The following is a 23,033-nucleotide window of genomic DNA, read 5'->3' as shown; positions in this document are numbered from 1 at the left end:
ATGAAACGCTTTCCGCGAGGCCGCCGCACAACCGCCTTCTGGGAGTTCGCGCATGCGGATAACGCTCACCGTGGTCGGCGAGGACGGCCGCCGCGACGTGGTGGTCGAGGGCGACGAGAGCACCACGGTCGCCGCCCTCGCCGCCGCGCTCGACGGCGGCGCCGCCGCCCGCCCGGCCAACGTCGTACGGCTCCCGCACGCCCGCGCGCCGTACGACCTGGACCGAGGGGACCGGCAGGCCCGGCCGTCCGGTGAGGTGAAGCTTTGGGTCGACGGCCGGCCCGTCGACCCGGACGCGCCCGTGTTCGGCCTGCTCAGGGATGGCGACCTGGTGGCCGTGGACGGCCACGCCGCGGGGGCGACGGTGACCGAGGAGCCCGGCGGGCCGGCGGAGCTGCGCGTCGTGGGCGGCCCCGGCGCGGGGGCCGTCCACCGCATCGGGCTCGGCGCGCACACGATCGGCGCCGACCCCGCGTGCGCGATCTCCGTACCCGACCCGAGGATGCCGCCGGTCGCGCTGGTGGTGCGGCTGGCCCCCGGCACGGCCACCGTGGAGCCGGCGACCCCCGGGGGCGAGCCGGTGGCCCGGCTCGCGGGCGAGCCGCTCACGGAGGCGGTGCCGTGGCCGGCAGGGGGCATGCTCACCTGCGGCGGCTCGGTGTTCGCTGTGGGGCCGGTCCTGCCGCCGGACGCCCACCTCGACGCGCTGCCGGACGGCGGGCTCGCCTACAACCGCCCGCCCCGCCTCCAACGGCCGGAGCGGCAGCGGCGGTTCACCGTCCCCGCGGAGCCGAAGCGGGGCGAGGGGATGCGGCTGCAGTTGCTGGCCGCGCTGCTGCCCGCCGTGCTCGGCGTGGTCATGGCCGCCGTCACCCACACGTGGTACTACCTGCTGATCGCGTTCATGACGCCGCTGATCATGATCGGCCAGTGGGTGAGCGACCGCAGGCACGGCAGGAAGAAGCACCGCCGCGCGGTCAAGGCGTACCGCGAGCGGATGGCCGCCTTCGAGGAGGAGGTGGCCCGCGCGGTGCGGCAGGACGAGGAGGCCAGGCGCGGCGGCGCGCCCGATCCGGCCGAGGTGCTGCTCACCGCGACCGGGCCGCGCCGCCGGTTGTGGGAGCGCCGCGTGCACGACCGCGACGCGTTGCGGCTGCGCCTGGGGCTGGCCGACCTGCCCGCCGACCTGGAGTTCGAGCCCGAGAGCGGCACGCCCCAGGACGCGCCCCGCCGGGAGCCGCCCACCTGCCACGACGTCCCGGTCGCGCTGGTCATGCGGCGTCTCGGCGTGGCCGGGCTCACCGGTCCCAGAGACGTCGCGCTCGGCTGCGCCCGCTGGCTCGTCGGCCAGGCCGCCGCCCTGCACAGCCCGCGCGACCTGGCCATCGTCGTGCTGTCCGCCAACGCCGACGGCGCCGGGCAGTGGGGCTGGGTGCGCTGGCTGCCGCACTGCGCGCCCGACGCCGCCGCCCGTGGCGGCGCCCTGTCGTCCGAATGCGCCGCGCTCGTCGGCGCCGACCCCGAGGCCGCCGCGCGCCGGGTCACCGAACTCGCCGCCCTGGTGACCGAGCGGCTCGACGCCGAGAACGGCTCGGGGCCCTATCCCGGGGTGCCGCGCGGCACCCGCCTGTCCGGCGGCCCGGCCGGCTGGGACGACCTGGGGCGCGCGAGCGGCAACCGGCCCGCCGAACCGGCCTTCGCGACCTACGACGAGCGGCCGTTCGACGTGCTCGTCGTGCTGGACGGCGCGCAGGTGCTGCGCGGCCTGCCCGGCATGCCGCAGGTGCTGCGGCAGGGCCCGCGCGCCGGGGTCTACACGATCGCGATCGACGACGACGAGCGGCTGCTGCCCGAGGAGTGCGCGACGGTCATGTCCTGCGACCGCGAGGGCGGGGTGCGCCTCCACGGCGGCGGGCTCGACCCGATCACCGGCATCCGCGCCGACCAGGTCTCGCCGTCCTGGGCCGAACGCCTGGCCCGCGCACTGGCCCCGCTGCGCGACGTGAGCCGCGACGACCCCTCGGCCGCCCTGCCCGACGCGGTCCGCCTGCTCGACCTGCTGGAGGTGTCCCTCGACCCCGCCGCGCTCGCCGAGCGGCAGGGCCGTACGACCCGGGCCCTGATCGGCGTGGGCCCGGAAGGCCCGTTCGAGGTCGACCTGAGCAGGGACGGGCCGCACGCCCTGGTCGCGGGCACGACCGGCGCGGGCAAGTCGGAGCTGCTCCAGACGTTGATCTGCTCGCTCGCGGTGGCCAACCGGCCCGACGAGATGACGTTCGTGCTCATCGACTACAAGGGCGGCGCGGCCTTCAAGGAGTGCGTACGGCTCCCGCACACGGTCGGCATGGTGAGCGACCTCGACGGCCATCTGACCCAGCGGGCCCTGTCGTCGCTGGCCGCCGAGATCCGGCGCAGGGAACGCCTGCTGCTGGACGCGGGGGCCAAGGACCTCGAGGACTACCAGCGGGCGCGCGGCGCCACCTGGGTGCTCGGCGCGGGCGGCGTCCGGCGGGCGCGCGGCGGCGGAATCTTCGCCGCGCCGGTGCCGGAGACCGCCGGGAGCAAGGACCTGCCGCCGCTGCCCCGGCTCGTGCTGATCATCGACGAGTTCGCCGCCCTGGTCGCGGAGCTGCCCGACTTCGTCGAGGGGCTGGTCGACATCGCGCGCAGGGGCCGCTCGCTCGGCATCCACCTGATCCTCGCCACCCAGCGGCCCGGCGGCGTGGTGACCGCCGACATCCAGGCCAACACCTCGCTCAGGATCGCGCTGCGCGTCACCGACGCCAACGAGTCGGCCGACGTCATCGACGTGCCGGACGCCGCCCACATCTCGCGGACGACGCCCGGCCGCTGCTATGTGCGGGCCGGCTCCGGGGCGCCCGTGGCGGTGCAGACGGCCAGGATCGGCGGCCGCACACCACATCCGCGGAGTGCGGGGGCGGCCGACGCGGGGGAGGACGTGCGCGTCCTCGATCTGCCCTGGCAGGCGCTCGGCCACCCGCTGCCCGCCCCGCCCGCCCAGGCGGCGAGCGGCACCGACCTCGCCCTGCTCGTGGACGCGCTGCGGGAGGCCGGAAGCGACATGCCCCGGCAGCCGAGCCCGTGGCTGCCGCCGCTGCCCGACCAGGTCGTCCTCGACGTCGGGGCCGCGGACTCCTCCGGCGGCCTGCTCGCGGGCGCCGCGCCGTACCGGCCGGGGGCCGAGGAGGTGCCGCCGCTGCCGTTCGGCGTGACGGACCTGCCCTGGAAGCAGGGCCGGCGCCCGCTCACGCTCGACCCGCGGCACGGCGGCCACCTGCTGATCGCGGGCGGCGCGCGCAGCGGCCGGTCCAGCACGCTGCGGACGATCGCGGGCTCGATCGCGGCCGGCGCCTCCCCCGAGGACGTGCACGTCCACGCCGTCGACTGCGGGTCGGGCGCGCTGCTGCCGCTGGTCGCGCTGCCGCACTGCGGGGCGGTCGTCACCCGCGACCAGCTCGACCGGGTGGAGCGCCTGCTGACCCGCCTGCGCGCGGAGGTCGGGCGCCGTCAGCACCTGCTGGCCGAGGCCGGGTACGCCTCGCTGGCCGAGGCGCGCGCCGCCGCCCGGTCGCGGGCGGCCCGCGACCGGGCGGGCGTGGGCGCGCTGCCCTGGCTGGTCCTGCTCGTGGACCGCTGGGAGGGGTACGTCGCCGCGTTCGAGAACTACGACTACGGGCGGCTGGTCGACGCCATGCTGCAACTGCTGAGGGAAGGGCCGGCCGTGGGGCTGCGGGCCGTGGTCACCTCCGACCGGTCGGGCCTGCTCGGGCAGATCTCCACCGTCTTCGAGGACCGGCTCGTGTTGCGGCTCGCCGACCCCGCCGACTACGGGCTCGCCGGGCTGCCGATGCGCGACCTGCCGAGCACCATGCCCCCGGGCAGGGCCCTGGCCGTCGGCGAGCACGGCCTGGTGGAGAGCCAGATCGCGTTGCTGTGCGACGACCCCTCCGGCCCCGCGCAGGTGGCCGTCCTTCAGGAGCTCGCCCGTACGGCGGCGGCACGATTCGGCGGCTCGGACACCCTCGGGAAGTGGGCCTGGCCGTCGGAGCCGCCGCTGCGGGTGGACGCGCTGCCGATGCGGATCACGGCGAGCCAGGCGCTCGACCTGGCGCCGTCGCACCGGCCGCCGTCGGCCCTGTGGGCGCTGCTCGGCGCGGGAGGCGACGCCCTCACCCCGATGGGCGTGGACCTGCAGGGCCAGGGGCCGGCCGCCGTCGTCGCGGGGCCGCCGCGCTCGGGACGGTCGTCCGCGCTGGTCACGGCGGCGCGCTCGCTGCTCGACCGGGGCACGCCCGTGCTCGTCGTGACCCCGCGTCGCAGCCCGTTGCGCGACCTCGCCGGGGTGCCGGGGGTGCTCGCCGTGCTGGACGGCAACGCCAGAAGCGTGACCGGGGGCGGCGCGGACGACTTCGGCGGCCTGCCGGGCGCCCTCGACCCGCTCGCTCTGGTCGCCGGGCACGAGCGCTACGTGGTGGCCGTGGACGACGCGGAGCTCATCTCCCCCGACTCCGCGCTCGGCCTGGCCCTGGACGAGATCCTGCGCACCGGGCGGGACGGCGAGCACGGCCTGCTCATCGCGGGGGCCACGGGCGACCTGGCGACGGCCTACCGAGGGTTCGCCGCCGAGGCGCGCAAGGGCAGGACCGGCCTGCTGCTCAACGTGCAGAGCCCCGCCGACGGGGACCTGTTCGCCGTACGGCTGCCGCGCGGCGCCGTCGGCGGGCCTCCCGGGCGGGGCCTGCTGGTCGTCTCGGGCACCGCGACCCCGATCCAGGCCGCAGTGCCGGATTGAGCCCCGACGCGTCAAGGCGTACCGCGACGAGTGGCTGTCCACGCTGGGCGCATGCTCACCGTCAACACCCGCGCCAGCGCCTTCTACGACCGGCTGGGCTTCCACGAGATCCTGGTGCCCGACCCCGGCCCCGTCAGCTATCTCGGCCGCTCGACCGAGCCGCCGGTGACATGAGAAGGCCGCCGGACCGCCATGGCACTCATGGCGGTCCGGCGGCCGGCGGTCTGCGGGTGCCGGTCAGCGGGTGGCGGACTCGATGTTGCCGCGGTAGGTCGTGATGACCCGGGAGGCCTCGTTGAGCTCTTCCGCCATGCGCTGGAACGCCGCCCGGTAGCTCTGCCAGGCGTCGTGGAAGCGCTGCGCGCCGGGGCCGGTCCAGGCGGTGCCGACCTTGGCCGCCTCACGGTCGAGGTTGGCCATCGTGGCGCGAACCTGGTCCGCCTGCTGGCTGAACTGCGCGGCCATGCTCTGCATCTCCGCGGGGTCGCCGCCGAGCAAGCTGTTACCCATTCAGTCACTCCTTCATCGACAAAGGGGCCGCCCTCACCGTAAATCGTTTGTCAATCTTGTGAACCCCTTATGCCGAGCGGCTATATCGAAGCCCGGGAGAATCTGGCTTTTCCGCCACTCAATTCCCCTTTTTCCTAACGCCCGGAAAGCCCACCGAACCATCGCTGTACGGCTGCCCGAAGCGCTTCGATCTCCGTGGGATCCGGTTCGGGTGATGCGGAGGCCCAGGCCACGTAGCAGTCCGGGCGAAGGAGCAGTGCGGTGGGTGCCGGGACCGAGGGGCGCGCGGTGACGATGTCGACGTAGTCGTGCCGCAGGTCGAGCGTCCGCGCCAGCGACGCTCGTTCGGTCAGGTCGAGCAGCAGGGGGCGTGCGGTTCTGGTCAGCTCGGCCAGCCGGACCGGCCCGGTCGGGGTGTGCAGGTCCATGTCCGGCGCGAACCGGCCGATCAGCGGATGCGCGTCGGGTTCGCCCATGTCGTAGCGGACGTCGGCGCCCGCGATGAGTTCGGCGAGACGCTGCACGGTGCTCTGGTCGCGGAGCAGCTCGGTGAACAGTTCGCGCAGTCCGGTGACATCACCGCCGGGGGCTATCAGGGCCGACTGCGCCCGCGCATTCAGGATCATGCGGTGGGCGGCGGGTCGCCGCTCGGCCTCGTAGGTGTCCAGCAGTCCGGGCGGAGCGCTGCCGCGGATCACTGCGGCGAGTTTCCAGCCGAGGTTGACCGCGTCCTGCAGGCCGAGGTTGAGCCCGGGTCCTCCCCCGGTGGCGGCGTACACGTGCGCGGCATCACCGATCAGGAACACCCGGCCGTCGGCGAACCGGTCGGCGACCCGGGTGTTACCGCCGGTCAGCCGACGCAGCACGTGCGGCCCTGGGCCATCGGGCGCACCCAGTGGCACGTCGACGCCGAGCACGCGGCGGATGCTCGCCCGCAGCGCTTCAAGGCTCATCGGGGCGTCGGTCGTGGGCAGGTCCCACTCTGTGGTGCTGACCAGCGGCGGGTGACCGGGCATCGGTGCGTAGGAGAAACCGCCGTGCTCCGTGCGGTGGGGCAGGAACGGCAGAACAGCGCCGTAGCCGGGCACGTGCAGCGCGCCGGTCGCGGGATCGACCCAGTCCGCCGGAAGGTTCACGTGCGCCGAGCAGACGGTCATCCGGTCATAGGTGACGCCGGGAAACCCGATGCCGGAGAGCTTGCGGGTGGCGCTGTGTGCTCCATCCGCGCCGACGAGGTATCGGGCCCGCAACCGGTATGTCCCGCCCGGGTTCGCGACATCGACGGTGACCGCGTCGTCGTCCTGGGACACGCCGACGACCTCGTGTTCCCGCCGGATTTCCACGCCCAGTTCGACGGCGCGCTCCTGCAGGACCTGCACGATGCGTCGCTGCGGCACCGGCAGGGCGTAGACGGGGCTGTCCTCCAGCAGGCTCAGGTCCAGGCCCAGCGCGCCGAACATGAAGTACGCGGAGTTCGGCTGCGGCGGTGCCGGGCTGTCACTGAGACGTTCGTGCAGCCCCCGGCGGTCGAGCACTCTCACGACCTGGCCGAGCAATCCGTTCGCCTTCGGTTCCTCGCTCATCTCCGGCAGCCGCTCCAGCACGACCGGCCGAACCCCCGCCAGGCTCAGCTCGCAGGCCAGCATCAGCCCGTTCGGGCCGCCGCCGGCGATGACGACATCTGTGATCACGTCTTCTCCCTTGCTCACGCGGACGAGAGCAGGGCGGATGGAGCACTGAAGCGCGCCTGGGCCGCTGGGACATCCTCCCTGCCGGCAAGCACACTAAGGACAAAACTTGCGTGCACGCAAGTTTGCGCGCACGCATCGATTCTGGAACGCTGGGACGGTGGAGACAAGACCGACCGGGTTGCGCGAGCAGAAGAAGCAGGCCACGCGAGAGGCGTTGCGCGCGGCGGCACTGCGGCTGGCCCTCGAGCGCGGACCGGACAACGTGCGCGTGGACGACATCGCCGAGGCCGCCGGCGTCTCCCCCAGGACCTACAACAACTACTTCTCCAGCCGGGAACAGGCGATCGTGGCCGCCATCACCGGCGAGCGGGAAGCGCGGGTTGCGGCGGCCGTGGCCGAGCGGCTCGCCGGCGTCGGCCTCGCCGAGGCGGTCATCGAGGCGATCGTGGACCAGTACACCGACCCCGGCCAACCCGGTTGCGACGCGCTCCTGCTGATCACCACCCGCCCCGCACTGCGCGACGAGTTCGTCGACGCCGCCGCCACGATCGAACATCCCCTCAGCGACGCGATCGCCCAACGCCTCGGCCACACCGGCCGGCACACCGCCCGCGTGCTCGCGGCGAGCGTGGCCGCCGCAATTCGCCTCGCTCTCCGAGAATGGCTGCAAACGACCGCCGCGTCCTCCACGACCAGCGGGCTCGTCCTGCCGTCCGGCTCCCTGCCGGACCTGCTGCGCACCATGCTCGCACCGCTCACGCCCGCACTCGACGCCGCCGAGAGACAAGCAGGCCGCCGCCCGCCGCAGTGAACCGTGCGACAGACCGGCCTCCAGCGGCGCTGTAACCTTGTGAGTTACACAGAGGAGACGGACGAGCGGATGAGTGCGAACAGCAGGCTGACGGTCGCGGTGCACGTGCTGACGTGGATGGTGCTCGACCGCCGGGAGGGGCACGAAGTGGCCACTTCCGAACGCATCGCGGGCAGCGTCAACACGAACCCGGTCGTGATCCGGCGATGCCTGGGCGACCTGCGGAAGGCGGGCCTGGTGGAGGCCAGACGGGGCACCGGAGCGGGCTGGGTCGTCACGCGCGACCCCGAGTCGATCACGTTGCTGGACGTGTACGAGGCCCTGGACGAGGGCGGCCTCTTCGGCATGCACAACGCGCAGCCGAACCAGTCGTGTCCGGTCGGCTTCGGAATCCAGCCGACGCTGCGGCAGGTGTACGACGGCCTGGAAGACGCCATGAGGAAGCAACTGGCGGGCACCACCATCGCCGACGTGCTGCGGGACGTGCTGGCGCAGCAGAGGGAGTAGGCGGCGGGAGACGAGCCCGGCGCCCTTCCCCACCACCGGGGGGTGAGGGCGGGTGGAGGAGCCCGGCCGGCTCGCGCCAGGAGCGGGAGGCCGGCTCAGACCTGGTTCATGCCGCCGTCGGCGTAGAGCTCGGCGCCGTTGGTGAAGCTGCTCTGGTCCGAGGCCAGGAAGAGCACCGCGCTCGCGATCTCCTCCGGCCGCCCCATGCGGCCCAGCGGCACCTGGCTCGCCAGGACGCCCTTGAGCTCTCCGGCCCGCTCCTCGTCCGGAGCCAGACCGGTGATTCCAGGGGTGTCGATCGGCCCGGGGACGATGACGTTGACCCGGATGCCACGCCCCTTGAGCTCGTTGGCCCACGTCCGGGCGAAGGACCGGATGGCGGCCTTGGTCGCGCTGTACACGCCGAACGCCTCGGCTCCGGTCGTCGCGGCCGTGGAACCCGGCAGGATCACCGAAGCGCCTTCATTGAGAAGCGGCAGCGCCTTCTGGACGGCGAAGAACAGACCGCGGACGTTGACGGCGAAGGTCCGGTCGAAGTGCTCCTGTGTGACCTCCTCCAGCCGGGCGAACTCGCCGCCCCCCGCGTTGGCGAACAGCACGTCGATCCGGTGGCCGTGCCGGGCGACGGCCGCGTAGAGCCGGTCGAGGTCGGCGAGGTCGGCCACGTCCCCCTGAATCCCGACGACGTTCGAGCCGATCTCCTCGACGGCGCTGTCGAGTTCCGGCTTACGGCGGCCGGTGATGTACACCTGTGCACCCTCGGCCGCGAAGCGCTTGGCGGTGGCGAGGCCGATGCCCGTGGTGCCGCCGGTGACGATCGCGACCTTGCCCGAGAGCTGACCCATGTCGATCCTCCATCGATTCCTAGCGATGTAACTATTAGTGTTACAACAGCGGCTGTAACCGTACAAGTTTCAACGACCTACGTCAACGCGGGACCGCCGGGACACTGTGGAGATCACAGGGACGCCGCCGGATCAATATGCTGGCTCCCATGCCCTCGGACAGGGAGGTGACGTGCAGACCCGGAAGGACCTCTACCAGGCATACCGGCTGATGCAGCAGCGTCTGGGCCAGGCCCTGCTGCAGGGTGAGCCGGACGTCGCGGAGACGCCGATGCGGCGGCACACCCTGGCCACGTTCTGCGGGGTCCTGCTGTCGGTGCTCCTGCTCGCCGTCTTCGGCATCTGGGGTGTGATCAAGCCGGGCGGCGCCACCAAGCTCACCGAGCCCGGCCAGCTCCTCGTCGAGCAGGACACCGGCGCGACCTACGTCTACAGCCAGCAGGAGCGCGTGCTGCTTCCCGTGGCGAACTACGTCTCCGCCCGGCTGCTGCTCGACACCGCCGACGTGACGGTGCGCGACGTCTCCGCCGCCTCGCTGGCCGCGCTGCCGCGCGGGCCGCTCGTCGGCATCCCCGGCGCGCCCGACTCGCTGCCGGCCAAGGACAAGCTGGTGCACGGACCGTGGTCGGTGTGCGTGGTGGACGGCCCCGACGCCACCGGGTCGCCTCGGCCGTACGTCACCTTGGTGGGCGGCGTGGACGTCGGCGGCAGGCCCCTCGGCGGCGGCGCCATGGTCGTGGACGACGGCCGGCAGAAGTGGGTCATCTGGGGCGACCGGCGGATGCGGGCGAGCTCCAGCGTGGTGAGCGCCCTGAACGCCCAGCCCAGGAAGGTGCCCGCGACCTGGCTCAACGCCATCCCCGAAGGCACCGACTTCAGCGGCCCGAAGGTGGGGCACCTCGGCAGGAAGGTCCGGGGGCCCGAAGGCACGGTCACGGCGGCGATCGGGCAGGTCTTCACCGTGCCCGGCATCGGGGGCGCCCCCGCCCGCTGGTACGTCCTGCTGTCCGACGGCCTCGCGCCGATCACCCTCACCCAGGCCACGCTCCTGCTGGCCGACCCGGCCATCAAGGCGGCGTACGGCAGGCGCCCCCCGCGGGCCGTCCCGATCGACGCGGCCACGGCCAACGCCTCACTCTCCAAGCAGAGCGTGGTGGGCGGCGGGATGCCCGAGACGATGCCCACGGTGACCTCTCCCGCCTCCACCACGCCGCTGTGCGCGGTCTACTCCGGCACCCGCGGCGGCTCGACACGGGCGACCCTGACCGTCGGCTCCTCGATCGCGATCCCCACGCCCAGGACTCCGGGCGGCCAGGAGACCTTCGACCAGGTGCTGCTCCCGCCGGGTATGGCTGCGGTCGCCGGTCTGCTGCCGGGCGAGGGGCAGCTGGGGTCGATCGCGAACTACTTCCTGGTGACGGACCAGGGCCGCAGGTTCGCCGTCGCCTCGGCCGACCTGCTGCCGAAGCTCGGCTACGACGCCTCCGACGCCACGCCGGTGCCCGCACATCTGCTGCATCTCATCCCGGAGGGCCCGGCGCTCGACCCGGCCGCCGCCCGCGTGCCGGTGCCGCTCGGCAAGTAGGTCAGCCGTTGAGACGGCGGAAGTCGTCCAGATTCTGCTGGTAGAAGGCGATGTCCTCGGCCAGCCGGTCGCGCAGGAAGCAGTCGGGCTCCGCCTCGCGGGCGGCCAGCCCCGCCTCGGTCCAGAACGCCTCGGCGGGCACCTCGTCCTCGCCGGGCGGGATGAACTTGAGCGCCTCCCCGAGAGCGTCCCTGGCCGCCTCCCAGCCGCTCACGACCCGCTGGAAGAGCCTCTCGTCCCCCGGCTCCTCGGTGTATTCGAGGTCGTCGGCGAGCGCGCGGCGCGCGTACCCCGCACCGGCGAGCCGCCACTGACCGGGGTCGATGAGCTCGGACAGGCCGACGCCGAACCGCTCCCCCTCGTCCCTGGCCTCCGCCTCGCTCGCGTACGGCACGAGCAGCTCGACCCCGCCGGACCGGACCGTCCACGCCTCGGGCCCCTCGACCGGCGGCTCCTCGCGTGCGGCCTCGTCCACGGTGAGCGCGAGATACAGCCGGGCCTCCGCGAGCGTCCGCGCGTACGGGATCGACACTGCCTGCTCCATTCCCCCTACTCTAGGCTCCGGCCAGCTCCCTGTAGGTGTCCCTTACGACGAGCAGCCGGTCGAGGCGGAACCGCCCCGGCTCGGCGGCGCGCACGGCGCGTCCCCGCTCCGACCAGAACGCGTCCTCGGGCACCTCGTCCTGCCCGGGCGGGACGAATTTGATCACTTCCTCGACCGCGGCCCGCGCGATGGACAGCGCCTGCCTCTCCCCGCCATCCGGGACGTTGCCCGCCGTCAGGTCGGCCACCCACAGCCACTCGCCGGGGTCCAGCAACTCGGACGGCTCCGCGCCGCCGAACGTCGGGAAGCCCGTGGGCGTCACCTCCCGCTCCGGGAGTCCGAACAGGTGCTCCCGCTCGGCGCCGCACCCCCCGCACCGCCCCTCGTAACAGGTGACCAGCTCCCCCTCGACGCTCGCGAGGCCGCTGTCCCAGTCGGTGTCCGCCGAGCCGCAGGCGCAGGGGTTCAGGTCGAGATAGAGGTGCGCCTCGTCCCTGCTCCTGGCGATCGAGTAGGGCATCACCCGTTCCTTACCTTTCGCTGTCCTGTGTCCTCGGGTGCGGGGACGGTTTCGTCCTCGTCGTCGGGCGGCTCCCAGCCGGAGGTGTTGCTGAGCCTGCGCATCCTCTCCCACAGGTCGGGGACCGGCGCCTGAGGCGGCACGGTGACCCACGGCGGCGGGGGCGCCGCCTGACCCCGGGCGCCGAGGTCGCGGGCGACCGCCTCGATCTCGTGCCGCAGCCGCGCTCGCTCCTCGTCCGAGGTCGTCGCCCTCCATCGGCGCGACAGGTAGGCGTGCTCGTTGTAGCGGGCGGAGGCACAGGCGTCGTAGCCGGGATCGAGGGCGTTCAGGAACCGGCGCACCGTCCCCTGCTCCGCCGCCGACCGCTTCTGCAGGGTGTCGCTGATCTCGTGCAGCAGCACCCGGGCCACCACGTCGGGGGCCAGCCTCGGCGCCAGCCGGATCACGTGCGGGCCGGTGCCCGCGTCGACCTCCGTACGGCCCGGGCGTCCGCCGCCGGGGTCCTCGGGCAGCACGACGAAGCGCTGCGTGCCGAACCGGGCGGTCTCGACGGTGACGACCGTGCCGTCCGGCGTCGCGGTCACGGCGTGGACGCCGCGGCCGAAGTCCGCCGGGCGCAGGTCCGCGACGGCCGCGGGGATCTCGTCGTTCGACAGGTCGGGCAGGTGCGGGGCCCGGCCGTCGGCCACGAACGCGGTCCTGGGGATGGGCTCGGCCGTCACGCTGCCGGGCGGGGCGGTGATGAGGGCGGTGCCGCCCCAGGTGGCGTCCGCGGCCGTCTCGGGCACCGGCCAGCCCGGGTCGGCCGGCGCAGGCCGGGCGACGCCGAGGGCGTCGAGCCGCTCGCCGATCCGGTCGGCGAACCCGTCGGACCGCCCGCCGTACAGGTCACGCAGATCGAGGCCGTGCCCCTCGGCCAGCGCCACCAGGCCGGGCGGCACCGTGCCGAGCGCCTCGGCGAAGGGATCGCCGGACAGCTCGCCCGCGGGTGTGGCGCGGTAACGCTCGACGCTGCCGTCGGGCCGCCTGAGATGGAGGTGGACGTCGGCGCCGAGGTCGCGGGCGAGCAGCCTCGCCTCCGCCACGAGAGCCATCGAACCGGGCGTCTGATTCGTTTGGCCGATGTCGGCGACGATGCCCACCGGCAGCGTCCCCGTCCGTCCTCTGAGCGCCTCGGCCATCGCCCTGCTGGGGGCGGCCGGGTCGTACGACGGCTGCCTCGCGGCCAGCGCGCGCACGGTGTCGTGGGAGAAGAAGACGCCGGGCGCGGCCACCCTCTGCCGGTGGAAGTCCCACAGCGGCCGGGCGACGCCGGCGTCGCGGCGTGCCAGCATCTCCTCCAGCGCGTGCTGGAACATGATCAGGTGGGCCGTGCCGGTCGCGCCGTGCGGAACGTCCGCGGTCCGCAGCACCGTCTCCGCGCCGTCGCGCGCCACCTGGCGCACCTCGAACCGGAGGCCGAAGTCGACCCGGAACCGCACCTTGGCCCCGGTGCCCTTCACGAAGACGCTGGTCTCGTCGCGGTTGCCGCCGCTGCCCGAGCTCGACTGCGCGGTCTGGTCGCCGGCGCCGAAATCGGTGCCGGCGCCCACGGCGTGCCCGGCGCTGTACGTGCGGCCGAGCGGCGCCATCTGCCCCCGGTCGGTGGCCGTGCCGGCCGTGTTCTGCTCGCGGTCCACCTGCCCCAGTTCGGTGTCGTTGAGGCCCAGGGCCACCGGGTCGGGTTCGGAGAGGTCGGCGTGTATCCGCACGTCCACCACCTGGCCGGGTCTGCCCGGCATGGGCAGCCGGATGAGCCGGTGCCCGTCGGGGCCGGTCATCCGCTCCAGCCGGGTCGTGAGCCCGTTCCCGGTGAGCGCCTTGGCCAGCTCGGCGTAGTGCTCCATGGCGGCGGCCCCGCCGAGCAGGTCCTCCCGGGAGAGCCGGCCGAACACGGCGCGCAGCAGGTCGTCGGCCTTGAGCCGCTCGGTCACGAAGACCTCCGGCGGCACGACCCTCCGCATGTCGGGCCGGGCGGGCGGCCGCGCGGCGACCGTGCCCTCCTTCGCGACCATGCCGTCCGGCAGCACCCGGGTCATGGTGCCGCGCAGCGTGATGTGGCTGGTCCGGGGGACGCCGGTGGTCCTGGCGACGGCGCCGCGCAGGCGGCCCGACGACCGCTCGACCTCGATCCTGATGGTTACCGGATGCTCGACGAGCTGCCCGCCGCGGAACGCCGCCGAACGCTGGATGCGGGTCCGCTGGGTGCCGGTGGAGGCCGTGCCGGTGTGCGAGCGGTCGGTGGCGACCGCTCGGCCGCCGCTGCCGACGTCCTGCCCGGCTCCGGCGTTCGCGCTGCCGCCGAACGTCTTGCCCGACGACTCGGCGCGGTCCTCCTGCGTGTACGTGTAGTCCTGGAGGATCTGGCCGAAGTTGTGGACGTTTCCGCCGTACGTCGCCTGGTCGCCGTGGAGCTCCGCCGTGATCCTGACCGTCACGTCCTCGGTGAGGTGCGGGCCGATCTTGAGCGAGTACGTCTTGACGAAGCCGGCCGACCCGGTCATGTCGTCGAGCTTGCCCCACCAGCGTTTGCCGGCGAAGTCGCCGAACAGGCTGCGCAGCAGGACCGGGTCGCGCTTCAGCGCGCCGGGCGCCACCGTGCCGATCTGACCGAGCACCTCGTCGAGCAGCCGGGTCCGCTTGCCGTCCGGGGTCGTGAGCCGGACCGACTTCACGGTGCTCTCGCCGAGGGAGTCCTCGTACAGGTCGGGGACGTCCACGCGGGTGGCCAGGTCCGGCAGCCTGTCGTGCATTCGCTTGAGCCGGTTCCCCTCGGCGGCCAGGCTCATCGGGAAGTCCTTGGCGAGCCGTTCGGTGAGCACGGCGCGAGGGTGCTTCTGCTCCAGGTCGGACCGGGGGTGGCCGTCCCTTCGCGCCAGCGCCCGGTCGGCCAGGTATCTGCGGACCAGCGGCACGGCCGTACGCGGGTCGAGCTGGAGGTTGCCGTCCAGCAGTCGCGTCACCGCGTCGGCCACCTGGTCGAGGGGCAGCTTGAGCTCGCCCCTGCCGTACAGGTCGAGCGCGTCGCGCTCGGGAAGGGAGTAGACGACCGTCCTGTCCCGCAGCGGCGCGGCGTCGGCCCGCCGGTTGCCCGCCTCGTCCCCGGAAACCGTGATGTCCGCCTTCATCGCGAACACGTAGTGCTTGCCGGTGTCGATGGCCAGCCGTTCCCTGCCCCAGATCGCCGTGTCGGAGATCGAGGACGATTTGCTCCCCGCCCCGGACGCGCCGGCCTCCTCCTTGCCGCCGAGCGGGCCGGGCAGGGCCTCGTTCACGCCGGTCGAGGCGTCCGCCGACCGTCCGCTGCGCGTCTCCATCCGCGTGGTGTGCGCGCCCATCGTGAAGTTGATGTCGCCGATCACGAGGTCGGCCGCGGTCACGAACGTCGACTCGCCCGGCTGGGCCGTGATCCACGCCGACGCCCGGTGCGTACGCAGGCCGCGCGGGCGAACGGCCAAGGCGGTGCTGTACGTCGTGGCGGGGCTGGCGGGGTCGGCGAGCAGCCATTCCGGGTGGGAGATGAGGTTGCGCATGTTGAACGCCTCGGCGAGGTGGTGGAACGACACCGAGCCCGGCCGCATCGCCTTCGGCAGCACCGATCGAAGGGCGTCGAGCACGCCGCTCCCGTCCACGTGCAGCAGGGTGGCCAGGCTCAGCGCCTCCGAGGATGTCGGATGGCTGGGCGAGGGCTCGGTCCGCTGCTCCGGCAGCAGGTCGGAGGGCAGCAGCACCCGCATCCACACGTCGTCGCTCTGGGCCAGCGGCGTGACCTTCCCGTCGTCCTCGATCAGGTCCACGGTGAGCTTGTGGGGCACCTCGAAGACCGCCGCCGGAGCGGTGCCCTCTGCCAGCGTGACCAGGTTGCCCGTGTCGTTGAGGGTCGTGGAGAACGTGCGCCCCCTGCTCCAGTGGGCGCCGAACCCACCGCCGGTCGAGCCGGCCTCGCCCGGCTTCGTCTCCAGGCCGAGACCGGGGCCGACGTCCCGGGCCCGGCCGCGCGACCGGCCGGCCGAGCGGCCGGAGGTCTCCGACGAGATGTCGAGGTCGGTCACGACGTCGGCGGCGCTGGTGCCCTGGAACTCCTCCTGGCCCGACTGCTCCAACCGGATGCGCACGGTGAGGTGCCGGCTGGCCCGGCCGATGCCCTGGGTCACCAGGTCGAGGAAGATCCCGTCCTGCATGGCCTGGTCATACGCGGTCTGCAGACGGGCCGGGGAGAACTGCTCGGCCAGCTCGATCATGTTGGCGATCTGGCTCGCCCGGGTCAGCGGGTCACGCGACAGCCGGCCGTTCTCGTCCGGCAGCAGGCCGCGCGCACGCAACGCCGCCTCGACCTTCGCGCGCACCTCGTCGAGGTTCCTGGCGCTCTCCGGCCGCTCGCTGGCCTGGACGAGCGCGGGCCCGGCTCCCGTGCTGCCGCCCGCTGCGCCGTGCGACCAGCCGGGCAGCCTGGGCAGGCGGCCCTTCGGCGTGCCGGGCTTCGGGTCGTCCCTGAGCCTGCCGTCCTTCCGTACGGCCGACCGGTCGACGGGAAGGCCGTAGCGGTACGCCTGCGGCTCCGGCATGCGGAACAGGCCCGTGCTCCGGCCGCTCAAGGGGGCATGCGGAGCGTCGTCGGTGTTCATCTGCACGGTCACCGTGTGCTCGAGCTCCAGCGCGTACGCCTGGGTGTGGCCCGCCCAGCGCTGCACACTCGGCCGGATGGCGGTCCCGCCCGCGCTCATCGACCGCGACCGCGACCAGGAGCGGCCGAGCCCGCCCGTGAGGCGCGGTGTGGCGGTCTTGTAACCGTCGAGACCGACGGCGCCGAGCACGTGCCGGTCGCCGACGGGAAGCTGGACTCCCGCGGTGCCCTTGACCTCGAAGGACCGGCCGGCCGAGCGCGAGCCAGACGCGCCAGAGAACCCCACGCGCAACCGTTCCAGGCGGTGCTTGGTGCTCGGCGTGCCGACCGGCCGCGCCGTGTCCATCACGACCCGGGTCTTGATCCGCACATAGCCGACCACCCGCCCGTTGACGGTGATCGGGCGGCGCAGCCCCTCGGGATCGTTGATCGCCTCGCCGAGCCGGGCCGGCAGCTCCTCCGTCATGATCGTGAGGATCTGGTCGCGGGTCATACTGCCGATCTCGGAGTGGCCGGTCCGCTCCGCGGTGCGCTCAGCGAGGTCCTGCAGCCCGGTCAGCCCGGTGACCGCGTGCTCGGGGAACGGCGTGCGCTGCCACTCCTTCCGCGAGAGCCGGGTGACCTCGGCCGGCCCCCGCTGCGCGTGCGTGTGCGGCAGATACACCTGCAGGCTCCGGGCGTCGCCGGCCGTGCCGCTGTCCACGCGCGCCCGCTCGGTGCCGGTCGCGGTGCGCAGCTCCACCTCCGCCGAGGCGAGCCCGTCGAGCACCAGCGCCTCGCCCGCGTTGTCCTGCACCGCGCCGGCCAGCGCGAAATCCGACGCGTTGCCGCTGAACGACTCGCTCCTGCCGAACGCGGTGCCCCCCTTGAACAGGCCGAACTTCATCAGCATCCCGAGCCAGTGGGTGTCCTGCCACGGCTTGGTCAGGGCGTTCAGGTCGAGATTCGGCGCCAGGCGCACCGCGCGGTTGGCGGTGGCGGAGGCCGAGCGGCCGCCCTGCGGCAACTGGCCGAGCATCGACTGGGAATGCCGCACCGGATGGCCGAAGACCTCGACCAGGTCCGTGACCTTCAGCCGCAACCGCAGCTCGGCCCGCGTGCCGCGGCCCACCCGCAGCACCACGCCGTCCTGCGACACCAGCCACCTGAAGTTCGACCGCAACACGTGCGACAGTTCGTCGGGCGCGTAGCGCTGGTCGACGCCGGCGCGTTCGAGCATCTCGTTGACGACCTGCGTGAGCCGTTCCAGGTGGGGCAGCCGGCCCGCCGGCGTCGCCTCCGTCACGGCCTCGGACGACGGCAGGGCGTCCGCGAACGCCTCCTTGTAGGCGGTGTGGGCGGCCTCCGCCTCCCGGGCCAGCCGGGCGATCTCCGCAGGCAGCGTGCCTTTCCGGCCCGTGGGGAGGGCGTTCAGGGCGTTCTCCAGCGTCTCGTACGCCGTGCGCGCCTCGACCGCCCGCCGCACCGCCCGCGCGTACGCCTCCTTGCTCCGGCGGGCACGCTCGGCGCTCGCCCGGTGGACGTCGCGGTCCGCCAGCGCCTTGCGGCGGCGCTCCTCGGCGCCGCGGTCCTCTTCCTGCGACGCCTTCTCGGCGGCCTCCTCGGCCTTCTTCGCGTCGGCCTTGGCCGCCCTGGTGCTGTCGATCTTCTCCTTGACCGCCCTGAGCAGTTCGTCGGCGGCGTTCGCCAGCGTCTCCCGCTGGGTGCGGGCCAGCCCGAGCAGGTCCGCCACCGGATCGGGCGCGGTGGGGCTCTGCGCGGTGGGGCTCTGCGCGGTGGGGCTCTGCGCGGTGGGGCTCTGCGCGGTGGGGCTCTGCGCGGTGGGGCTCTGCGCGGTGGAGGTCTGTGTCGTCGGGCCGGGCGCCGGCTGGGATGCGGTGGGTGGCCGGGGCGCCGACCAGGGGGGCGCCGGGGCGACGTGCCCGAGCCTCTCGATCTCACGCCCCAGTTGCTCGATCTCGTGCGCGATGGCGGGGCGCTCCTGCGCCGGGGCCGCCCGCCACTGCCGGTCCAGGAGCGCGTGCTCGCGATAGCGGGCCGTCACGCAGGCCGTGGCGTCCGGCTCGGCCGTACGGCTCAGGAAGGAGCGGATCACGCCCTGCCGGGGGCCGGACATCCGCTGGAAGACGTCGCTGATCTCGTGCAGCCACACCCGGGGCAGGATGTCGTTCGCCAGGCGCGGCGACAGCCGTACGACGTGGGGGTCTGCGGCCGTGCCCGACCGGACCCTGGTCCTGGCGAGACGGCCGCCGGGCACCCTGCCGACACGCCCCCTGCCGATCTCGAACCGGAAGTGCTGCGCGCCGAGCCGGCCCGTGTCCACGACGACCGTCCGCTCGCCGGCTGTGCTCAGTCCTGTCGCGTCCGGGCCCACATCGGACGCGTGGAGCGACAGGAAGCCCTGCTGCGCCTCCTGCGGCGACAGGCCGGCCAGGTGCGGCGGCCTGCCGTCGGCGACGAACAGGCTCCGCGCGATGGGCCGGGCGTTCACCCGGCCACGCCCCCGGGTCGTACGCGGTCCCGGCCGCGTGCCCGACGGCCCCTTCCCCGGCCCCGGCGGGTTGGCTGTTCGAGCGGCATTCGGCGCCGGAGCGGCCCCCTTGTTCGAGGAGGCCGCGGCGGCCTGGCCTCCGCTCGCCGGGTTGGCTGTCCCATTCGCGCCGGAGGTGGACGGGATCCCTGCGAGGCTCTCGGCGCGCCTGACGATGTCCGCGGCGGTGTCGGAGGAGCGGCCGACGCGAAGGGCGTGGTCGGGCCCGTGCGGCGGCACCGCCGCTTCCTCCACCAGTCCGGCCCCCGCGTCGCTCAGCCGGTCGGGCCGCCAGCCGCGCGGGTTGTCCTCCAGCACCTCGCCCGCCACCTCGACGGCGGCGGCGCGGCTGTCCGGCGTCGCGTCGGCGAGCCGGGCGAGCGCGTCGAGGGCCCCCTCGACCGGGAGCCCCAGGCTCTCCTCGGCGATCCTCGCCCCCAGCAGCGCGGCCGCCTCCGCGCGGAGCCGAGGTGTGTCCACGCCCTCGGCGGCACGCGTCGTCAGCCGATCCGCGAGGGCCTTCATGTCCTCGCCCGACAGCTGCACCGGCCTTCCGTCAGGACCGGTCAGCCTGGCGCCCTGGCCGTCACGCAGGAAGAGCACGTCGGGCGCGATCGTGAACAGCACATCGGAGACCGCCGTGCGAGCCGCGGCGTGCGCCGCGACGGCGCTGCCGGAGGTGGCGCCGCCGGTCGTCCCCGAGGACGCCGCCGGTGCCGGGGCGGCCGGTGACGCCGCGGCGGATGACGTGGTGCCACCGGCGGGAGAAGCGGACGACGGCGCGACGGACGACGGCGTCCCCGCGGACGCGGCCGGCGTGGGCGTCGCAGCGGAGGTGGCGGGCGTGTTCGCCGCGCCGGCAGCAGTGGGATTGGCCGCCGCCGCGCTGCTCGCGCCGGCCGTGTTGCCTGAGCCGGCCGTGTTGCTTGGGCCGGCCGCGCCAGGGTTGGCACCGCCCGCGCCCGTCGCCGGGGCGGGATTGGCGGTGGCCGGCTGGCCCGACCCGCTCTGCGCTGCCGCCGGCGCCTGACCGGGATTCGCGGCGGACGGGCCCGCCGCGTTCGCGTTGCCCGTGTTGCCCGCGTTCGACGCACTGCCCGACGAACTGCCGGACGCACTGCCGGAACCGGCCGCGCCGGGGTTGGCACCGCCCGCGTTGGCGGTGCCGGCTGTGCCGGGGTTCGTCGTGCTCGGACCGGACTGTGCGGGGGACGGCCCGGTGGTGGCGGGCTGGCCGGAGCCACCGGGTGCGGCGGGCGGGCCGCCGGAGGGCTGCCCCACGACGGACGCGGTGCTCGTGCTGCCCGAGCCCGTGGACCCGCCGTTGCCTGCGGTCTGACCGCCGCCGGCCGTATTCGTGTTCGCGGAACCCGGATCGCCGCTCGAAGGCTGTCCGGCGGCGGGATCCGGAGACGTACCGGAGAGGGCGCGGATCAGGTCGGTACGCAGGCTGGTGTCGTACGCCGAGGCCAGGGCCGTACGCGGGCTGATGCCCGCCTCGATCACGTCCGGGTTGAACGGGCTGATCGTGTTCGTACGGGCGGCGCCCGACGCGGCGGCCCCGAGCAGCGACTCACCGTCGGGCATCTCCCACTGGCCGTACACGAGCCCGTTGGCGAGGACGCTCCCGGCCGGGGAGGCGATCACGTTGGTCAGGCCGGTCGTCAGTGCCCGGCCGGGAAAACGCTTGAACGCGTTGCCGAAGCCGGGGGCGTCGGTGTTCAGCCTTCTGAGCAGGGGCGTCCTGTTGACCAGGTTGCTGACGGGACGCGCGGCCCGCATGCCGACCGCCGCGCCGCCCGCCGCGCCCAGGGCGGTGGCGCCCGTCATCTTCAAGTCCCAGCCGTCGCGGGTGCCCGCCTTCCGCTGTTCTGACTGGGCGAAGGCGTCGCCGGCGACCTCCTCGCCGATCTCCTCGAAGAGCTCCCTCCCGAGGGGGTTCGCGAGGATGCGACCGAGCAGGCCGGCCCGGAGCGAGGCCAACGCGGTCCCTCTGGCCAGCGCCTGGGCCGCGGCCGGACGGCCTGCGACGAGGGCGAGCTGTTCGAAGATCTTCTCCATCTCGGCGCGGGCGCGGGCGGCGATCGGCCCGACGAACCGGGTGGAGGCCCCGGCGGAGTAGAAGGCCGCGAGGAGCGCGATGAACGTGGCGATCAGCGCGATCCAGAACACCGCGTTGTCCGACAATTTGGAATATTGGGTCGAGCGGGCATAGTTGTCGGCCTGCGCGGCGTAGGCGTAGTGGTTGTTCGCCACCCGGAGCAGGCCCGACTGCTCCGAGTAGTGCTCGCCGAGCCGCGCCAGGAACGCCTGCATCGACGGGCCCTGCATCCCGCTGAGCACGGCGACGGCGGCGGCTCCCACCGGATCGATGGACTGGACGACGCTCACGGTCGCGGAGCGGTGGGCGCGGGCGAGCTGCCACAGCAGGCTCTCGCTCGCATCCGGCCATGTCTGGCCCGCCGTGAGCAGGGCGATGAGGTCGTCGGCCCAGGCGGGCAGCGACTCGCCCCAGGCGGGGGTGACGTCGGTGACCGAGCCGCCGCCGTCGGCGAACTCGGGCAGCCCGTCGCCGTTCGAGGTGACGTCGCCGTTCGTCGTGGCCGGCTTGGCGCCGGAGCCCGTACCGGTCGTGGAGGAGTGCGTCATGGTCAGATCCGCTTCAGGATCTCGCGCACCTCTCTGGCCCGTTCGGCGTCCATTCCCCGGGCGTTCTCGGCGCTGCGCCGTACGGTCGGGCCGAGCTCGACCACCTTCGCGGCGAGTTCCTCACCCTGCTTCATCAGCGTGTCGGGCCCGTCGCCCTGCATGTAGGCGGAGCGGAAGGCGGTCCCGGCCGTGTCGTGCCCCCACGGCTCGGCGGCGTTGAGCCGCCGGATCTCCCGCAGGCTGGCGGCGTAGCCGCTCTCCGTGTCGGACGACGCGGCATGCCACTGCGACAGGCCCTTCGCGAGCTGCTGCGGGCGGATGTCGACGTAGTTCACCTCGAACAGCTCGCTCATGGGCCCTCCGGTGTCCGCTTCGGCATCTGCAACGACATCTGTTCGAGCACGGCGTCGAGGTCACCGTCGATGTGCGCCCTCATCTGCTCGGCGGGGATGAGCGGCGCGAAGATCTCGACGACCCGGTCCTGGGCCTTGGCCACGGCGGCGTGGATGGTCCGCGTGATGGCGTCGGCCAGGCCGCGCGCGTCCTGCCGCCGGTAGATGCGCGGGTCGAGGTCGAGCCTGATCAGGTCGCCGTTCGCGCCGACGGTGGCCGCCACGAGCCCGTCACGCGACTTCTCCGTCACCTGCACGGCACGCGCCTTCTCATGCAGCGCGGGCGCCTCCTCCTGCAGGCGCATGAACGTGGCCCGCAGTTCCTCGGCGTACGCCCGCATTCCGGCGGCGTCCGGCGTCTGTGCCCCGGCCGTGTTCATCACCCCGATCGACCGCGTTCACCTCGATGATGATCTATGTCCAATATGCGGGATTATCACACCTCGCTTTGACATTCGGCTAGTGATGGTTAAGCCGGGGCGGTCGAGACGCGAACGGGTACGCCTGCGTGACGGGTTCTCACCGGTGCGGCATAACGCGCGGGTGTGATGCCGACGTGCCGGGTGAAGTGCCGGTTCAGGTGCGCCTGGTCACGGCGGCGGATCAGGCGCTGGAGAACCTCTTCGCGAAGTCCCGGGCCCATCGCGCGGCCTCCGCCCCCTGGTCGCCGGTGACGGGCGACCCGGGCATCCGGCTCAGACGCTCCACCTGCTCGGCGTAGCGCAGGTACTCCCGGTGAGCGTGTTCCCGGCAGGGGAGGCAGGTGACGCTTTCCGGGCGGGTCGCGGTCATCGCGTAGGGCACCCGGAGCCCGCAACCGGTGGTGACGACATCCGGCGCGTCGGGCGCGCGCCCCAACGACGAGGCGATCAGATTGCGGTAGGCGGCACCGGCCCGCATCACCTTCTGCTCGACGTGGATGTGCGGATCGGTCTCGCCCATCTGCGTCCGCTCCTTCGATCCGATTCGT

The 23,033-nt window shown here is 73.7% G+C and carries 14 protein-coding genes; 5 read left to right on the top strand and 9 right to left on the bottom strand.

Features of this window, described 5'->3' with window-relative positions:
- Nucleotides 1-52 precede the first annotated feature (52 nt).
- Both QSK36_RS05740 and QSK36_RS05735 read left to right on the top strand, forming a co-directional pair.
- Nucleotides 53-4,813, top strand: coding sequence for a type VII secretion EssC family protein (locus tag QSK36_RS05740; protein WP_285781579.1), 4,761 nt, complete (start codon nt 53-55; stop codon nt 4,811-4,813).
- Between the two features lie 51 nt (nt 4,814-4,864).
- Nucleotides 4,865-4,987, top strand: a complete 123-nt coding sequence (locus QSK36_RS05735; RefSeq protein WP_285781578.1) for an N-acetyltransferase — start codon at nt 4,865-4,867, stop codon at nt 4,985-4,987.
- A gap of 63 nt (nt 4,988-5,050) precedes the next feature.
- On the opposite strand, the gene QSK36_RS05730 is transcribed toward QSK36_RS05735, so the two are convergent.
- Together QSK36_RS05730 and QSK36_RS05725 are read right to left on the bottom strand one after the other, a co-directional pair.
- Nucleotides 5,051-5,323, bottom strand: coding sequence for a WXG100 family type VII secretion target (locus tag QSK36_RS05730; protein ID WP_079320176.1), 273 nt, complete (start codon nt 5,321-5,323; stop codon nt 5,051-5,053).
- A gap of 134 nt (nt 5,324-5,457) precedes the next feature.
- The gene (locus tag QSK36_RS05725) at nt 5,458-7,014 is read right to left on the bottom strand and encodes an FAD-dependent oxidoreductase (RefSeq protein WP_183534576.1); all 1,557 of its coding nucleotides are present in this window, start codon (nt 7,012-7,014) and stop codon (nt 5,458-5,460) included.
- A gap of 157 nt (nt 7,015-7,171) precedes the next feature.
- On the opposite strand from QSK36_RS05725, the gene QSK36_RS05720 reads away from it, so the two are divergent.
- Both QSK36_RS05720 and QSK36_RS05715 read left to right on the top strand, forming a co-directional pair.
- The gene (locus QSK36_RS05720) at nt 7,172-7,825 is read left to right on the top strand and encodes a TetR/AcrR family transcriptional regulator (RefSeq protein ID WP_285781577.1); all 654 of its coding nucleotides are present in this window, start codon (nt 7,172-7,174) and stop codon (nt 7,823-7,825) included.
- A 69-nt stretch (nt 7,826-7,894) separates the two neighbouring features.
- Complete coding sequence (locus QSK36_RS05715) at nt 7,895-8,332, top strand: Rrf2 family transcriptional regulator (protein ID WP_183534572.1); 438 nt, start codon at nt 7,895-7,897, stop codon at nt 8,330-8,332.
- A 95-nt stretch (nt 8,333-8,427) separates the two neighbouring features.
- Here the strand turns inward: QSK36_RS05715 and QSK36_RS05710 are convergent, their stop codons facing one another.
- Nucleotides 8,428-9,177, bottom strand: a complete 750-nt coding sequence (locus QSK36_RS05710; protein ID WP_285781576.1) for an SDR family oxidoreductase — start codon at nt 9,175-9,177, stop codon at nt 8,428-8,430.
- Between the two features lie 172 nt (nt 9,178-9,349).
- On the opposite strand from QSK36_RS05710, the gene eccB reads away from it, so the two are divergent.
- Nucleotides 9,350-10,762, top strand: a complete 1,413-nt coding sequence (gene eccB / locus QSK36_RS05705; RefSeq protein ID WP_285781575.1) for a type VII secretion protein EccB — start codon at nt 9,350-9,352, stop codon at nt 10,760-10,762.
- 1 nt (nt 10,763) lies between these two features.
- On the opposite strand, the gene QSK36_RS05700 is transcribed toward eccB, so the two are convergent.
- From QSK36_RS05700 to QSK36_RS05675, 6 genes are all read right to left on the bottom strand, one after another.
- The gene (locus QSK36_RS05700; protein WP_205825607.1) at nt 10,764-11,306 is read right to left on the bottom strand and encodes a hypothetical protein; all 543 of its coding nucleotides are present in this window, start codon (nt 11,304-11,306) and stop codon (nt 10,764-10,766) included.
- 10 nt (nt 11,307-11,316) lie between these two features.
- On the bottom strand, nt 11,317-11,826 hold the full coding sequence (locus tag QSK36_RS05695; RefSeq protein ID WP_183534566.1) for a hypothetical protein: 510 nt from the start codon (nt 11,824-11,826) through the stop codon (nt 11,317-11,319).
- Nucleotides 11,826-21,671, bottom strand: coding sequence for a WXG100-like domain-containing protein (locus QSK36_RS05690; protein WP_285781574.1), 9,846 nt, complete (start codon nt 21,669-21,671; stop codon nt 11,826-11,828). The genes QSK36_RS05695 and QSK36_RS05690 overlap by 1 nt, the downstream gene beginning before the upstream one ends.
- Nucleotides 21,672-21,673: 2 nt before the next feature.
- Nucleotides 21,674-22,024: a hypothetical protein gene (locus QSK36_RS05685; RefSeq protein ID WP_285781573.1), complete on the bottom strand. Its 351-nt coding sequence runs from the start codon at nt 22,022-22,024 to the stop codon at nt 21,674-21,676.
- Nucleotides 22,021-22,443, bottom strand: a complete 423-nt coding sequence (locus tag QSK36_RS05680; RefSeq protein WP_183534560.1) for a YbaB/EbfC family nucleoid-associated protein — start codon at nt 22,441-22,443, stop codon at nt 22,021-22,023. Before QSK36_RS05680 ends, QSK36_RS05685 begins: the two co-directional genes overlap by 4 nt.
- Nucleotides 22,444-22,666: 223 nt before the next feature.
- Nucleotides 22,667-23,005, bottom strand: a complete 339-nt coding sequence (locus QSK36_RS05675; protein ID WP_285781572.1) for a hypothetical protein — start codon at nt 23,003-23,005, stop codon at nt 22,667-22,669.
- Between the last annotated feature and the right edge of the window lie 28 nt (nt 23,006-23,033).

This window comes from Microbispora sp. NBRC 16548 (assembly GCF_030268985.1).
Lineage (GTDB): Bacteria > Actinomycetota > Actinomycetes > Streptosporangiales > Streptosporangiaceae > Microbispora > Microbispora catharanthi.
Note: the sequence above shows the minus strand (reverse complement) of the source record. Positions and strands in the feature narration are given on the sequence as shown.